This is a genomic window from Novosphingobium sp. TCA1, assembly GCF_009811895.1.
Lineage (GTDB): Bacteria > Pseudomonadota > Alphaproteobacteria > Sphingomonadales > Sphingomonadaceae > Novosphingobium > Novosphingobium panipatense_A.
On sequence record NZ_BLJH01000004.1, the window covers coordinates 98,502 to 112,300 of the forward strand.

The 13,799-nt window shown below is 65.8% G+C and carries 12 protein-coding genes and 1 riboswitch; of the genes, 7 read left to right on the top strand and 5 right to left on the bottom strand.

Translation table 11 applies throughout. The features are described from left to right. Positions 1-18: 18 nt before the first annotated feature. A complete protein-coding gene (locus NTCA1_RS07110) occupies positions 19-1,323 on the top strand; it encodes an N-succinylarginine dihydrolase (protein WP_159829639.1) in 1,305 nt (434 codons plus the stop codon). Between the two features lie 15 nt (positions 1,324-1,338). On the opposite strand, the gene NTCA1_RS07115 is transcribed toward NTCA1_RS07110, so the two are convergent. The 3 genes from NTCA1_RS07115 to NTCA1_RS07125 form a co-directional block, all read right to left on the bottom strand. Next, positions 1,339-2,154 (bottom strand): universal stress protein, encoded by an 816-nt coding sequence (locus NTCA1_RS07115; RefSeq protein WP_159829641.1) that lies wholly within the window; start codon positions 2,152-2,154, stop codon positions 1,339-1,341. 19 nt (positions 2,155-2,173) lie between these two features. Continuing rightward, positions 2,174-3,379: a Na+/H+ antiporter NhaA gene (gene nhaA / locus NTCA1_RS07120; RefSeq protein ID WP_086493182.1), complete on the bottom strand. Its 1,206-nt coding sequence runs from the start codon at positions 3,377-3,379 to the stop codon at positions 2,174-2,176. Between the two features lie 144 nt (positions 3,380-3,523). Further along, positions 3,524-4,567: a VacJ family lipoprotein gene (locus NTCA1_RS07125; RefSeq protein ID WP_374705167.1), complete on the bottom strand. Its 1,044-nt coding sequence runs from the start codon at positions 4,565-4,567 to the stop codon at positions 3,524-3,526. Positions 4,568-4,908: 341 nt separating this feature from the next. Then, a riboswitch (SAM-I-IV-variant riboswitch) is annotated at positions 4,909-5,016 on the top strand. 49 nt (positions 5,017-5,065) lie between these two features. On the opposite strand from NTCA1_RS07125, the gene metA reads away from it, so the two are divergent. The 4 genes from metA to NTCA1_RS07145 all read left to right on the top strand — a co-directional run bounded on the left by metA (position 5,066) and on the right by NTCA1_RS07145 (position 10,088). Continuing rightward, a complete protein-coding gene (gene metA / locus NTCA1_RS07130; protein ID WP_086493184.1) occupies positions 5,066-6,007 on the top strand; it encodes a homoserine O-succinyltransferase in 942 nt (313 codons plus the stop codon). Positions 6,008-6,158: 151 nt separating this feature from the next. Next, the gene (locus NTCA1_RS07135; protein ID WP_159829645.1) at positions 6,159-6,863 is read left to right on the top strand and encodes a TorF family putative porin; all 705 of its coding nucleotides are present in this window, start codon (positions 6,159-6,161) and stop codon (positions 6,861-6,863) included. A 22-nt stretch (positions 6,864-6,885) separates the two neighbouring features. Then, positions 6,886-9,033 carry a methyl-accepting chemotaxis protein gene (locus NTCA1_RS07140; RefSeq protein ID WP_159829647.1) on the top strand — a complete coding sequence of 716 codons (2,148 nt, stop codon included), beginning with the start codon at positions 6,886-6,888 and terminating at the stop codon, positions 9,031-9,033. Between the two features lie 167 nt (positions 9,034-9,200). Further along, positions 9,201-10,088: an ROK family protein gene (locus tag NTCA1_RS07145; protein WP_159829649.1), complete on the top strand. Its 888-nt coding sequence runs from the start codon at positions 9,201-9,203 to the stop codon at positions 10,086-10,088. 6 nt (positions 10,089-10,094) lie between these two features. On the opposite strand, the gene NTCA1_RS07150 is transcribed toward NTCA1_RS07145, so the two are convergent. After that, positions 10,095-10,724 (bottom strand): LysE family translocator, encoded by a 630-nt coding sequence (locus NTCA1_RS07150; RefSeq protein ID WP_086493188.1) that lies wholly within the window; start codon positions 10,722-10,724, stop codon positions 10,095-10,097. 232 nt (positions 10,725-10,956) lie between these two features. Here NTCA1_RS07150 and NTCA1_RS07155 point away from each other — a divergent pair, with 232 nt between their 5' ends. Further along, positions 10,957-12,039, top strand: a complete 1,083-nt coding sequence (locus NTCA1_RS07155; protein WP_236549150.1) for an endo-1,4-beta-xylanase — start codon at positions 10,957-10,959, stop codon at positions 12,037-12,039. A 3-nt stretch (positions 12,040-12,042) separates the two neighbouring features. On the opposite strand, the gene NTCA1_RS07160 is transcribed toward NTCA1_RS07155, so the two are convergent. Next, positions 12,043-12,831, bottom strand: coding sequence for a class I SAM-dependent methyltransferase (locus NTCA1_RS07160; protein ID WP_159829653.1), 789 nt, complete (start codon positions 12,829-12,831; stop codon positions 12,043-12,045). Between the two features lie 81 nt (positions 12,832-12,912). Between NTCA1_RS07160 and NTCA1_RS07165 the strand changes: the two genes are divergently transcribed. Beyond that, complete coding sequence (locus NTCA1_RS07165) at positions 12,913-13,695, top strand: helix-turn-helix domain-containing protein (protein ID WP_159829655.1); 783 nt, start codon at positions 12,913-12,915, stop codon at positions 13,693-13,695. Positions 13,696-13,799 lie beyond the last annotated feature (104 nt).

Below are 13,799 nucleotides of genomic sequence, written 5' to 3' on the forward strand. Positions count from 1 at the left end.
AAGGATAGCAGAGCGGCAATGCGCGAGATCAATTTCGATGGGCTGGTCGGTCCCAGCCACAACTATGCGGGTCTTTCGCTGGGCAATATCGCCTCGGCATCGAATGCCGGTGCCGAATCCGCGCCGCGAACGGCGGCCTTGCAGGGTATCGGCAAGATGCGGCGAATGCTGGCTCTCGGCCTGCCGCAAGGCCTGTTCCTCCCGCATGACCGGCCCAATGCGGACTGGCTGCGCAAGCTGGGTTTCGCCGGAAAAGACCAGGCCGTGCTGCGCAGCGCCTGGGAGCAGGAACCGGCGCTGCTGCGCAATGCCTTTTCCGCTTCCTCGATGTGGACTGCCAATGCCGCGACCGTATCCCCGGGACCAGACACGGCGGACGGACGCTGCCATTTCACCGTCGCCAATCTTTCCACGATGCTCCATCGCAGTATCGAGCACGACCAGACCTTCCGCCAGCTTCGCCTTGCCTTCGCGGACAAACGCCATTTCGCCGTCCATCCGGCGCTGCCGTCCGGCCTTGGCGATGAGGGCGCGGCCAACTTCATGCGTCTCGGCCAAAGCCATGCGCAGCGCAGTCTCGAGCTTTTCGTCTATGGCGAGCGTACGGCGCAGGGCGGCGGCGCCGGCACGTTTCCGGCCCGGCAGCACCGCGCGGCAAGCGCGGCAGTGGCGCGTCTGCACGGGCTGGGGAGCGGGGATCATGCGCTTGTCCGGCAGAGCGAGATCGCGATCGCGGCAGGCGCATTCCACAACGACGTCGTTGCGGTTGCCAACGAAAACGTGCTGTTCACGCACGAACAGGCCTTCGCGGACCGCGAGGCGGTGTTCGGCCTGGTGCGGGAGCGCGTTCCCGGTGCCGCCATTGTCGAGGCGCCTGCCGATCGCATCGATCTCGATCTGGCCATCCGCACTTACTTGTTCAACTCGCAACTGGTGACGCTGCCGGGCGGGGACATGGCGCTGATCCTGCCGCAGGAAGCGCGAGAGGCGCCTGCGGTCTGGGGCTGGCTTCAGGACGTTCTCGCGGCAGACAATCCGATCCGCCATCTCGAAGTGGTGGATGTTCGCGAATCCATGCGCAACGGCGGCGGTCCTGCCTGCCTGCGCCTGCGCGTCGCCGTATCGGACGAGGCCCATGGCGCTATCGATCCGCGCTTCCTGCTCGACGAGCGGATCTGCGACCGGATCGAGGCGGTGGTGGACCGGGAATGGCCAGAGCGCATCGCGCCCGGCGATCTGGGCGAGCCCGAGCTTTGGCAGCGGTGCCGGATCGCGCGTGGCGCCCTGCTGGATGCATTGGGTTTCGCGGCGGGCGAATTGTAAGCGCGGAGCGACCTTTCAGTCCTCGCGCGCTTTCTTGATCACGAGCGTATCCGCAGCGATCCATGCCAGCAGCGCCGAGGTATTGCTGCCCAACGCGGCCTGGGCAAGACCGCTGCGGTCGCGGCTGCCCAGCACGGCGAGATCGGGCGTGAACGCGGCGATGCTGCGGGCCAGGACCTCGTCCGGTGCGCCGAGTTCGAGGCGTGGAACGATTCGTGCCGCAAGCTCGGCGGGCAGTTCGCCGTCGTCGAGGAAGCTGGCCAGTTTCGTTTCGGCCTCGCGGCGCAGTTCTTCGCGCATGCCGTCGGAATCGATCCATCCGCGAAACGGCACATGATAGGCGTGAACCACGTCGATCGGGATTTCTGGGAACAGTTCTGCGGCCAGGCGCAGGGTGCGCAGCGCGTCGGCCGATAGATCCACGGAAACCAGCATGCGCCTGTAAGGTTGGTGCGGTCGCTGTTTGACGATCAATACCGGCGCGGCGGCATTGCGGATGATGTGGTCCACCGCCGTGCCGAGGAAATAGTCGCCCACATGGTTGAAGCGGGCGATGCCGGTAACGATCAGTGCGGGCGCGATGTCCCGCGCGACGTCCGCGATCGTATCCGGGGCGGGGCCGAGCGGGAGCAGGACGGTGACTTTGTCCTGGGTGCCGGAAAGGGTGGCCCGCACATCGCTGTCGGTAACGGTTTCGCCGGGGCGCATGGCATGGACCACGCATGTTTCGACCTGCCATTGCCGGCCCAGCATCAGCGCGCGGTCCACGGCGCGGTCGCTTCTTGCGCTGAGATCCGTGGCCACCAGTACCGGTCCGCGTTGTCCTGCCATGCCCACGCTCCTTTCGGGTTCAGTCCTTGATAGTGGCGGCCTTGATAATGGGAGGCCTTGCGGGTCGGCGCTGCGCGCTCAGTCGCAACACGGCGAAGCCCGTGAGCGCGGAGACGATCGAGCCGCCCAGCACGCCGATCTTCACTTCGTCGATCAGGAGCGGGTCGCTGAAGGCAAGGCCGCCCACGAACAGGCTCATGGTAAAGCCGATGCCGCAGAGCAGGCACATGCCGTAAGTCTGAAGCCATGTCGCGCCGCTTGGCCGCTTGGCGATCCCCAGGCGCGCGCAGAGCCAGAGCGCCAGGAAGACGCCCACCTGCTTGCCGAGGAACAGGCCTCCCGCAACACCCATGGGGAGCGGGGCCAGCAAGTGCTCGATACCGATACCCGCCAGCGAGACGCCGGCATTGGCGAAGCCGAACAGGGGAACGATGCCATAGGCGACCCAGCCGTGGAGGCCGTGCTCCAGCCGGTGCAGCGGCGATTCCTCGCTGTCGGGCGCGCCGGGCGTGACGCGGATGGGGATCAGGCTCGCCGCAAGAACGCCCGCGATCGTCGCATGGACGCCGGACAGCAGTACGGCCAGCCACAGCATTGCCGCCAGCACGAGGTAGGGCCACAGGCGTTTCACGCCGACACGGTTGAGCACGAACATCACGCCCATGATCACGCCCGCCGCAAGCAGGGCCGCGCCGTGGATCTGGCTGGTATAGGCCAGGGCGATCACCGCAACCGCGCCCATGTCGTCGACGATGGCGACGGTCGTGAGGAACAGCTTGAGCGAGGCGGGCACGCGCTTGCCTAGAATGGCCATGACGCCGATGGCAAAGGCGATGTCGGTAGCGGCGGGGATGGCCCAGCCGCGCGCCAGTCCCGGCGTGGAACCCGCGATTGCGAGGTAGATCAGCGCGGGGAAGACCATGCCCGCGGCAGCGGCGATCGCGGGAAGGGCGCGGTCGGACCAGTTGGACAAGTGCCCGTCCACGAACTCGCGCTTGATCTCCAGACCGACCAGCAGGAAGAACAGCGCCATCAACCCGTCGTTGATCCAATGCGCCAGCGACATCGGACCGATCATGACGTGAAGGGCGTGGAAATAGCCCTCGGCAAGCGGGCTGTTCGCAACGATCAGCGCCAGCGCCGCCGCGATCATCAGCAGGATACCGCCGGACGCCTCGCTGTGCAGGAAGGCACGCAGTGCGGAGCGGGGGCGTTTCAGGATCATCGCTGCGAGAGAGGCTTTCTTATGCGGAAGGAGAAAGGGCGGGACGCGCCTTCCCGGCCCGTATCTCACCGTGGGATCGCGGGCAGCCTAACCGGACAAGCCGGATAATTCCACTTCATCAGGACCCAAGTCTCGAAAAAACGCTCAGTTGGCCGGAACGGGCTCCGGCTGAATCTGAACAGGCTCCGGCGTCGGCGCAGGTTCAGGCTGAACCGGAGCGGGCTGGCTTTCGACAGGCGCATCGCTTCCGGTCGGAGCCGCACCGTCTTCAGGCGACTTGGTCTGGTCGTTCTTGTCGAAAGTCTTCATGCTGGGGCCGTAGACCGGCACGACGTCCGGCGTGATACGGCCGTGCAGCGCGTCGATTTCCGCCTGCCTCTGCTTCAGGTAGAGTTCGCGATAGGCGGCATAGGGCCGGTCTTCCTCGCGGATCTTGTTGATCCGCTCGTCGAAGGCCGCACGCTCGCCAAGCTGGTCGACGATCGTCATCGGCAGGACGACTTCGGGATTGGTGAAGGGCTTGCCGACGGCGGCTGGCAGCAGAAGCCTGTCGATCGAATCGCCGATGATGTCGCGGAGGGTCGTCGGTCCCACGATCGGCAGGTACATGAAGGGACCGGGGCCGACGCCGTAATAGCCCAGCGTATTGGCAAGGCCGTTGGGGCGATAGGGAAGGTTGAACGGCTTCTTCTTGGCAACGTCCACGAGCCCGGCCACGCCCAGCGTCGTGTTGATCGCGAAGCGGCCTGCGGTTTCGGCGGCCTTGCCCGGCTTGAGCTGAAGCAGGTAGGCCACGAAAACCACCGGTTCGCTGAGGTTCGTGAAGAAATTGCGAAGCCCCTGGCGCACCGGACGCGGCAGGCCCTTGTTATAGGCCTTCGCCACAGGTTCCAGCACGGCCTTGTCGACCGCCTGCACCGCCTTGAACGATTCCACGTTGATCCGCTCCAGCGGATCGCCGGGCGGCGGCGGCTGCGGGGCGGTGACGACGATTTCCGATTCGGGCTGGCCCGGTGCCGGAGCCGGAGCCGAAGGCGGAGCGACAGCGGTGCCGTCCGGCAATTGTGTCGCCGGGGGCTGTGCCGGTACGGGATCGGCAGGATTGGCTGCTTGCGGCAGTTCCACGCCGCCTCCGGGCGCTTCCGGGCCCGCAGGAAGGCCGGACTGCGCCGAAACTTGCGCAGCCATGGGAATGATTACGGGAATGAACGTGCCGGGCTGGAGATCGGCATCAGTCGCGACGATCTGGCCTTCCACCGCGTAACCCGCGCCTTCGGGCAGCGCGGGACCCGTCATCAACAACGCCACGGCAGCGGCCGGCAAACTCATTCGGTGATCCTTAGCATATTGCCGCAGCAGGCGCGAAGATGGTTACGCATGGACGCAATTTCCGCAATTCTCTTAGGGCGCTAGGCGCGATTTCCCCATTCGTCAATCGCACCGGCGGCTTTGGCTGCCGCGATGGATGGCCTTTACAGCCAAGGTCGGGACAAGCCGTTGCAAGATCGGGCCGAAGCGTCTATGCACCTTTCCAGCATCAAGAGTTGGGGCGACGCCCAACGCCAACCTGCCGATCCGGGCAAGGTGGCACTCCCATCAGGGAGGATGTGGCCGACCCGGCAACCAACGGATCAAGCCACCAGCGTCGTCCCGGAATTCAGGCCCGGAATTGAGGACCGACGTAACGTGCCGATCAAGATCCCTGACGACCTTCCCGCCCGTTCCATCCTGGAAACCGAAGGCGTGGCCGTCATGCGCGAAAGCGATGCCGTGCGGCAGGATATCAGGCCCTTGCGGATCGGCCTGCTCAATCTCATGCCGGACAAGGTGAGCACGGAAACGCAGCTGGCCCGGCTGCTGGGTGCTACGCCGCTCCAGATCGAGCTTACCCTGGTGCGGATCAGCGACCATGTGGCGCGCAACACTTCGGCCGAGCACCTCGAGGCTTTCTATCGCCCCTGGCGGGATGTCGAGCACGAGCGTTTCGACGGCTTCATCGTCACCGGCGCCCCGGTCGAGCGGCTCGCTTTCGAGGACGTGCGCTACTGGCCCGAACTGCGCCGGATCTTCGACTGGACCCGCACGCACGTTCACAGTTGCCTGACGATCTGCTGGGCGGCGCAGGCCTTCCTCCATCATTTCCACGGCGTTCCCAAGCACGAACTGCCCGCCAAGGCTTTCGGCGTCTTCCCCCACCGCAACCGCGCGCCGAACTCTCCGTTCCTGCGCGGCATATCCGATCGCTTCGCGGTTCCCGTCTCGCGCTGGACGCAAGTGCGCGAGGCCGACCTGCCCGAGGGCCACGGGTTGCGCGTCCTGGCGGACAGCGAGGAGACCGGTCTCTGCCTGCTGCATGACCCGGCCGACCGGGCCGTGCTCATGTTCAATCACCTGGAATATGACGGGGACACGCTGGCCAACGAGTATCATCGTGATCGCGGCCTGGTCCCGGCAAACTACTACCCCAACGACGATCCTGCCGAGGTGCCGGTCAATTCCTGGCGCAGCCATGGACACCTGTTCTTCTCGAACTGGATCAACGAGATCTATCAGACCGTTCCCTTCGATCCGGCCGAGATCGGCGCCATCCCGCATGAAGCCGATCCAACCGATCTGGAACCTGCCTGATTTGATCAGGGGCCGAATTATTTCCCATTGATATGAAAGATTTGTAAGTTTCTGTAAGCGGATCGACGGCGGAGCGGCATGCGCTCCGGCCGTTGCGGGTGGCACCGTCCTATAATGGCACTGCCCCCTATCGTCCCATAACAGGACTTCCATGTATTTCGCTTCGTCCGCCGGGCTGGCCCTGGCGCTGTTTCTCCTGCCCGTTTCCGTCCATGCAGCCGAAAATGCCCCGGACTTCACCGTTTCCGGTGCGGCAACCCTCATCAGCGACTACCGTTTTCGCGGCATCTCGCTGACCGGCAAGGATCCGGCAGTCCAGGCGACCGTCAATCTCTCGCACAAGAGCGGGATCTACGTCGGGACCTGGACCTCTTCGCTCGACATGGGCGACCGTTACGGCCCCACCGAAGTTGATTTCTACAGTGGCTGGAGCGGCGCGCTCGCGGCCCGGACGCGGCTCGACGTCGCCCTGGCCTACTATAGCTATCCCGGCGGCGAAGGTTCGGGGAAGATCGAATATTTCGAGACCACCTCGCGGCTGACCCGCGATTTCGGCCCTTTCAGCGCCACGGTGGGTTCCGGCTACAGCTGGAGCCAGGCCGCGCTCGGCGGCGACCACCTCTACCTCTTCGGCGAGACGGCAGCCCCGGTTCCGGGCACGCCGCTGATCCTGCGGGCGCATGGCGGCCGCAGCAAGGGCGCGATCAGCCCCCGGCCCGGCGGCTACTACGACTGGTCGGTGGGCGCCGATGCCGCGCTTGGCCCGATCACGCTCGGGCTTTCCTATGTCGATACCGATCTCGGCACCTCCAATGCCGATGCCGCCGCGCTGTTCTCGCTGACCGCGGCCTTCTGAAAATACCTCCTGGAGCTGGAAAATGAGAGACTTGTTCAGTCGCATGCACATAGCGGGCAAGCTGATGACGGTTGCCGGCCTGGCGATCGCGCTGCTGCTCCTGCTGGGCTTCACCGCCGTTGTCCTTGAAACCGGATCGGCGGTGGGCGAACTGTCCGACCAGTCGGCAATTGCCCAGGCCGATGCCGAGGGCAATCAGGTGAAGATGGACATCGCCACGTTCGAGGCGACGGCCACCACGCTGGCCTCGACGCTGGGCAACATGCATTCCGGCGGCACGCGCGATCGCGGCCTGGCGACGAATGTGCTTAAGACCGACCTGCTCAAGTCCAAGGTCGCGCTCGGCGCCTGGACCATGATCGCGCCGAACCAGTGGGACGGCACCGATGCAGGCAAGGGCGGTCAGCCCGGCTCCAGCGGCAACGGCAATTTCAGCCCCTACTGGGTCAAAAGCAACGGCGTGCTGACCCAGTCGCCCAACAACGAAAGCAGTGCTTACGAACAGCCCTATTATCGCAGGGCGTTCGACAGCGGCGAAGGCGCGATCGTCGATCCTTATGCCTACGATGTGAACGGGACGACCGTGCTGATGACCTCGATCACCCAGCCGGTGCGCTCCGGCGGCCGCGTGATCGGCGTTGCGGGTGTCGACATGGAACTCGGCAGCCTGTCCGAGCGCCTGTCGAAGCTGAAGCCCTTCGGCACAGGCCGCGTCATGCTGCTCTCTTCCGCTGCGACCTGGGTGGCCAATCCCGATCCGGCGCAGCTTGGCAAGACTTACGACGATCCCGGCCTCGATGAGGTGAAGGCAGCGCTTACGAGCGGCCAGACCCGCGTGCTGTCCGATCTCGACGTCGACGGCGTGGCCACGCGCCGTGTCATTCGCCCCATCGCGCTTCAGGGTCTGAATACCACTTGGGCACTCGTGCTCGACGTTCCCGAAGCGACCATCGCAGAACCCTCGCGCAGCATCGCCTGGCAGCTGGTGCTCGGCGGTCTGGTGATCGTTGCCGCCGTTCTCGCCACGCTGTTCTATGCTGCGGGCGGCATCATCGGCAGGCCGATGGCGAAGCTGAGCAGCGCGGTCGATCGCCTCGCCAAGGGTGACGATTGCACCATCCCCGAACTGCACCGCGAGGATGAGATCGGCACCCTGGCCCGCGCCGCGGATGTGTTCCGCAAGGCTGCGGCCGACCGCGCCGAGGCTGACCACCGCGCCGCAGAGGAGCAGAAAGTCGTCACCAGCGCGGTAGGCGAAGGGCTGGATGCCCTGCGCCAGGGCGACCTCACCCGCGAGATCACCGTCGCCTTCCCGGCCGGTTACGCTGCGCTCAAGGACAACTTCAACGCCGCGCTGGCCGAGCTGCGCCGCATGATCGGCGCCGTCGCCAGCAGCGCCGGCGGCATCCAGACCGGTTCTGCGGAAATCGCCCAGGCTTCCGAGGACCTCGCCCGCCGCACCGAAGCCAATGCTGCCAGCCTCGAAGAGACGTCAGCGGCGCTCGTCCAGATCGACCAGCGCCTCAAGGCTTCGGCCACGGCCTCGACCCAGACCGTGCGCCGGGCGGACGAGGCGCTCTCGACCGTCTCGGGCGGCCGCGCCGTTGCTGGAGAAGCCGTCGCCGCGATGGACCGCGTGAGCCAGAGCGCGCGGGGCATCGATCAGGTGATCGAGGGCGTAGACAAGATCGCCTTCCAGACCCGGGTTCTCGCCATGAATGCCGCCGTCGAGGCGGGCAGGGCAGGTGACGCCGGGCGCGGCTTCGCAGTCGTGGCCGATCTGGTTTCGGCGCTGGCGATGCGGGCCGAGGAGGAAGCCAAGCGCGCCCGCGACCAGCTTACGGTGACGCAGACCGACATCGTCACGGCCGTCGATGCGGTCCAGCGGGTGGACGGTGCTTTCGAGAGCATTTCGGAAGGCGTCGGTGAAGTCCATTCCCTGCTGGGGCGCATGGCCGAGGACAATCAGGCCCAGTCCACCGCGATCACCCAGATCAGCGTGGCGGTCTCGACGATGGACCATTCGACCCAGCAGAACGCGGCGATGGTGGAGGAAACGTCCGCCGCCGCCCGCAACCTGACGACCGAGGCAGGCTCGCTCAACGACCAGGCTGCGCGCTTCGATACTGGCGGGCAGGCGCGGGCTCTCCGGCTTTCGTCGGTCGCGTAACCGCGCCCTTCCTGTTCGCTTTTACGTGATGCGCCCGCGGATCGGCAAGATCCGCGGGCGCAATCGCTTGTAGGGCCATGCGCGAGGTGGCAGAGGCGTAAGCGACGATGAAGCGGCACGGGAGCGGTCTTCCCGCCGCATCGAAAGCAGGCAGGACAGGGCAGCGCATGACGATCCACGGGGCGATTGAAGCCGGCGGCACCAAGTTCGTTTGCGCCGTGGGCGATGCCGCAACCGGCTCGCAGCGCACGGCGACGATCCCTACGCGCGATCCCGACAGCACGTTTGCCGAGGTCGCCGAATTCTTCACGCAGGCGAGTGATCTCGGCGAGATAACCGGCATCGGCATCGCCAGCTTCGGCCCGGTCGGCGTCGATCCGGCCTCGCCCGACTATGGCAGGATCCTGGCAACGCCGAAGCCGGGCTGGGCAGGCACGGACCTGCTTGGCCGGGTGCGCGCCTTTCTGGACGTACCGCTGGCCATCGATACCGACGTCAACGCGGCCGCCCTCGCGGAAGTGGAAGCGGCAGGCGCGGATATGCGGCAACTGGCCTATGTCACCGTAGGCACCGGCATCGGCGTCGGACTGGTGAGCGAGGCCAGGCCGGTCCACGGCATCGGCCATCCCGAGGCAGGGCACATTCTCGTCCGCCGCCATCCCGCGCACGAAGGTTTCGCCGGGACTTGCCCGTTCCACGGCGATTGCCTGGAAGGGCTGGCGGCGGGACCGGCCGTCAGCGCAGCCTGGGGGGCACCGGCCTCCGAACTGGCTGCGGATCATCCGTTCTGGGCCGTCGAGGTGGATTATCTCTCGCAGCTCTGCATGACGTTGCTGCTGACGATGGCGCCGCAGCGGATCGTGCTGGGCGGCGGGGTGATGAAGCAGGAACGGCTGTTCCCGCTGATCCGTAACCGCACGGCGGACCTGCTGGGCGGCTACATTCAGGGCGCGCGGGACGCGGCGGCGATGGAGCGCCTGATCGTTCCGCCGGCCTGCCGCGAGCCGTCCGGGCTGGTCGGCGCATTTCTTCTGGCGCGGCAGGCGGTCGGCTGATCCGGTTCAGGCGCTTCGCGAGGTCAGCAGGGCCGCGCCGAACCCGACGAAGATCGACCCGGTGACCCGGTTGAAAAGGCGCTTCACCGAAGGACGACGCAAATGGGCGGAAAGCCAGCCGCCTGCCAGCGCATAAGTACAGTACCAGAGCATCTCGATCACGGCGAAAGTGCCCACGAGAATGCCGAACTGCGGCACCTTGGGCGCGCCGGGGTTGATGAACTGCGGGAAGAAGGCCGCCGCGAAGAGCAGCAGCTTCGGGTTGCTGATGGCGATCGTGAACCCGCCGCGAAACAGCGCGGCCGGGGAACTGCGATGGGGCAGGTGGTCGTCGGCCGTCTCGACCGGCGAGACTTCCGCCCGCCACGACTTGATGCCGAGATAGACGAGATAGGCCACGCCGAGATAGCGCAGCACCTCGAAAGCGCCGGGGATCGCCTTGAGCAGGGCCGTCAATCCGGCTGCCGAAGCCGCCAGCACCAGCGTGATGGCAAGCATGCAACCGGCCATGGCGGGAATGCTGCGCCGAAACCCGAACTCCACGCCGCGCGCCATGACGTGCAGCATGTTGGGGCCGGGCGTACCCGAAAGCAGGAATACGGCGAAGGCGTAGAGCCACCAGGTCTGGAGTGTCATCTGTCGTCTCGGGCAAAAGTGTGGTGGTCGATTAGGCCGGAGTACCCATGACCGCAACGGTCTTGTCGTGGGCCGTGGATGTGGACGTGGCCGTGAGCAGGGGAGGGCACGGGATAATCCAGGGTTGCGTGCTGCGGCGCCCGGTCCCAGATTGCCAGGCATGCCGGGCGAACTTCCTCCTCGCGACGGTCGGTCGATACCGCGAAGGCGCCTGTTGGCGCTGGCGTCCGGCATGGCCGTCTCCGCATTTCTGCCCGATGTTGCTTTCGGAGCGGCGACGATGAAGCTCGACACGATCGCCCGAAGCCGGGGGCTGCGTTACGGAACGGCGGTTTCGGCCAGCCAGCTCGACGATCCCGAACTCGTGCGTCTCCTGCGGGAGGAATGCTCCGTCATCACTGGCGAGAACGAGTTCAAGTGGAAGTACCTGGAGCGCAAGCCCGATCAGTTCGATCCCTCCAAGGCGCTTCGCATTTCCCGCTTTGCGGATGAGCACGGGTTCTTCATGCGCGGGCATACGTTTGCCTGGAACCAGGACGACCGCCTGCCCGCATGGCTGCTGGACCGGGAGAGCGAACTCAAGGCCAACGGCGGCGCGAAACTCATCACGCTGATGAACCGGCACGCGACGTTCCTGGCGAACACTTTCCCGAACATCCGCTCGTGGGACTGCGTGAACGAGGCGCTTCAGGTACGCGACGGCCATATGAAGAACTCGCTCTATACCCGCGTGCTGGGTGAGGATTTCTTCGATCTGGCTTTCGAGCTGATGCGTGAACATGCCCCCAATGCGCAGGGCGTCTACAACGGCAACATGTGCTGGGAAGCCAATCCAGCGCACCGAAACGGCGTCCTGAGGCTGCTCGAACGGTCGCTGAAGCGCGGCGTTCGCCTGGAGGCGCTGGGCGTGCAGAGCCACCTTGGCAATACGCTCGGCCGCAAGCGGGACGAGAAGGGCTGGCGCCGGTTCCTGGAGGACGTGCAAGGCATGGGCCTTCAGGTCATCGTCACCGAACTCGACTGCGCCGACCGCAACCTCAAGGAAAGGGATTTCGCCCGGCGCGACGCGGAAGTGGCGGCTTTCGTGAAAGGCTACCTCGACCTGACCCTCAGCTTCACCAATGTCGCGCAAGTCGTGTCCTGGGGGCTGACGGACAAGCATTCGAACCTCAACCGCAAGAGTTACCCGGAAAAGCGCCGCCGCCCGGACGGCCTTTCCATGCGCGGCGATCCCTTCGACGACAGCTTGCAGCCGAAGCCGATGTACGCCGCCATCGCTTCGGCGCTCGCCGCCGCCCCTCAGCGCAGGGTCTGAGGTTCAGATCGCTTCGATCAGGACGGTGTCGATCGTGAACGAGCCGTCCGGTTCGATCTCGAAATGGGCCGCCACATCGCTGCTTGCAGCCGACTGAAGCGCGCGTATGGCCGCAGCCCGATCGGGCGAGGTGCGCATCCGGCCGGTCCAGTCGGCAAAGTCCATGCGCAGGCGGGCCGCCGTCATCCGGGTCACGGAAAACCCCGCGCCGCCCAGCATCGCCAGCCACTGCCGGGCGGAATAGTCCCGCACATGCGAAAGGTCGCGCAGCAGTTCCACAGCCTGGAGATGCGTGTCGGCAGCGGGATCGGCCGGAGCGATCACGTCGATGAACAGGGCCGGGCTGCCTGCGGCCAGGACGCGGCGTGCTTCCCGCAGCCCCACCTCGGCGGCGCGCCAGTGATGGGTCGAGAAACGGCATGTCAGGAAATCGAAGCTGCCGTCGGCAAAGGGCAGGGCTTCGGCGGGCGCGGCCTCGACGGCGATATTGGCGATGCCCCGCCGTGCGGCCTCGGCGGCAACCACGTCCAGCATGCGCGGGGAGAGGTCGCAGGCGGTCACTCTGGTGGCACGGGGCGCGGCGGCGTAGGCGGCATGGCCGCCGCCCGTGCCGAGATCCAGTGCATGGCGCGGCTTCGCGTCGCGGGCGCGCTCGGCGATATGGTCGAGGTCCGCGCCCGAGGCATGGACCGTGCTGGTCACATAGGCGGCGGCTGTCGAGCCGAACTGCTCGTCCGCCAGGGCGTGGCGGCTTGGCTGGGTCTTGTCGTCGGGCGTCTTGTCTTCAGTCATGGGGTTTCTCCTTGCGAAACGCCGTTCGATGAAAAATTAACCTGTTACAATAAACATTATTATCCTGTTATAAGTGACACCATGCAAACCGATGAGCAGAGAAAACTGCTGGGCGCTTTCGTCCGCACCCGGCGGGAAAGCATGACGCCGGAAGGGCACGATCGCCGCCGCCGCCGCACGCCGGGTCTGCGGCGGGAGGAACTTGCTGCGCGGGCCGCTATCGGCACGACCTGGGTGTCCTGGATCGAACAGGGGCGCAATGTGCGTCCCTCGGCGGAAACGCTGGCGCGACTGGCCGATGGTCTCAGCCTTTCTACTGCGGAACGGGATTATCTGTTCTCGCTGGCCGGGCGTCACGACCCGGCAGACCCTTTCGCCGGTGCCGGACAGGCCGCGCCCGCAGCGATAGCGGCTCTGGTGGGGCAGATGTCCTGGCCTTGCTATGCGCTCGATCCGGGTTGGTCGGTCTGCGCCGCCAATCCGGCCGCGCGGCGGTTGTTCGTGGGCCTGTTCGAAAGCGATCCGGTGCCCAACCTGCTTCGCTATGTCTTCATGCATCCTGCCGCACGCCAGCTTCTGCCCGACTGGGCCGAACGGGCCGGGCGCTTGCTTGCCGAGTTTCGCCGTGATTACAGTCATGGTCTGGCCGACCCACGGGTGCGGGCCGTAGTCGAACGGCTTCAGGCGCAGAGCCGCGACTTTCGCGAATCGTGGGATGCGCAGACGGTGCTCGCGCGCGAAGGCGGCAGCCGCTCGTTCCGTCACCCGGACGATGGACCGCTTCATTTCACGCAGCACACGCTGGCGGATGTGGAGCGGGGAGACTTCCGCGTCGTGTTCCTGGAGCCGGAAAAACCGGCCTGAACCGTCGTATCCGGCTCGCTAGCCGGTCACCGTCGAGAAACAATCATGAAATTCATTCATGAGAGTATTCCATTCAGCGCATTTTTCTAACGTGGATCGGGTCG

Bases quoted from the DNA above. Each gene is read 5' to 3' on its own strand.
- NTCA1_RS07135 (WP_159829645.1), top strand. From the start codon at position 6,159: ATGTATTTCGCTTCGTCCGCCGGGCTGGCCCTGGCGCTGTTTCTCCTG.
- NTCA1_RS07165 (WP_159829655.1), top strand. From the start codon at position 12,913: ATGCAAACCGATGAGCAGAGAAAACTGCTGGGCGCTTTCGTCCGCACC.
- NTCA1_RS07125 (WP_374705167.1), bottom strand. From the start codon at position 4,567: ATGGCTGCGCAAGTTTCGGCGCAGTCCGGCCTTCCTGCGGGCCCGGAA.
- NTCA1_RS07150 (WP_086493188.1), bottom strand. From the start codon at position 10,724: ATGACACTCCAGACCTGGTGGCTCTACGCCTTCGCCGTATTCCTGCTT.
- NTCA1_RS07145 (WP_159829649.1), top strand. From the start codon at position 9,201: ATGACGATCCACGGGGCGATTGAAGCCGGCGGCACCAAGTTCGTTTGC.
- NTCA1_RS07115 (WP_159829641.1), bottom strand. From the start codon at position 2,154: ATGGCAGGACAACGCGGACCGGTACTGGTGGCCACGGATCTCAGCGCA.
- NTCA1_RS07140 (WP_159829647.1), top strand. From the start codon at position 6,886: ATGAGAGACTTGTTCAGTCGCATGCACATAGCGGGCAAGCTGATGACG.
- NTCA1_RS07160 (WP_159829653.1), bottom strand. From the start codon at position 12,831: ATGACTGAAGACAAGACGCCCGACGACAAGACCCAGCCAAGCCGCCAC.
- NTCA1_RS07110 (WP_159829639.1), top strand. From the start codon at position 19: ATGCGCGAGATCAATTTCGATGGGCTGGTCGGTCCCAGCCACAACTAT.
- NTCA1_RS07155 (WP_236549150.1), top strand. From the start codon at position 10,957: ATGGCCGTCTCCGCATTTCTGCCCGATGTTGCTTTCGGAGCGGCGACG.
- nhaA (WP_086493182.1), bottom strand. From the start codon at position 3,379: ATGATCCTGAAACGCCCCCGCTCCGCACTGCGTGCCTTCCTGCACAGC.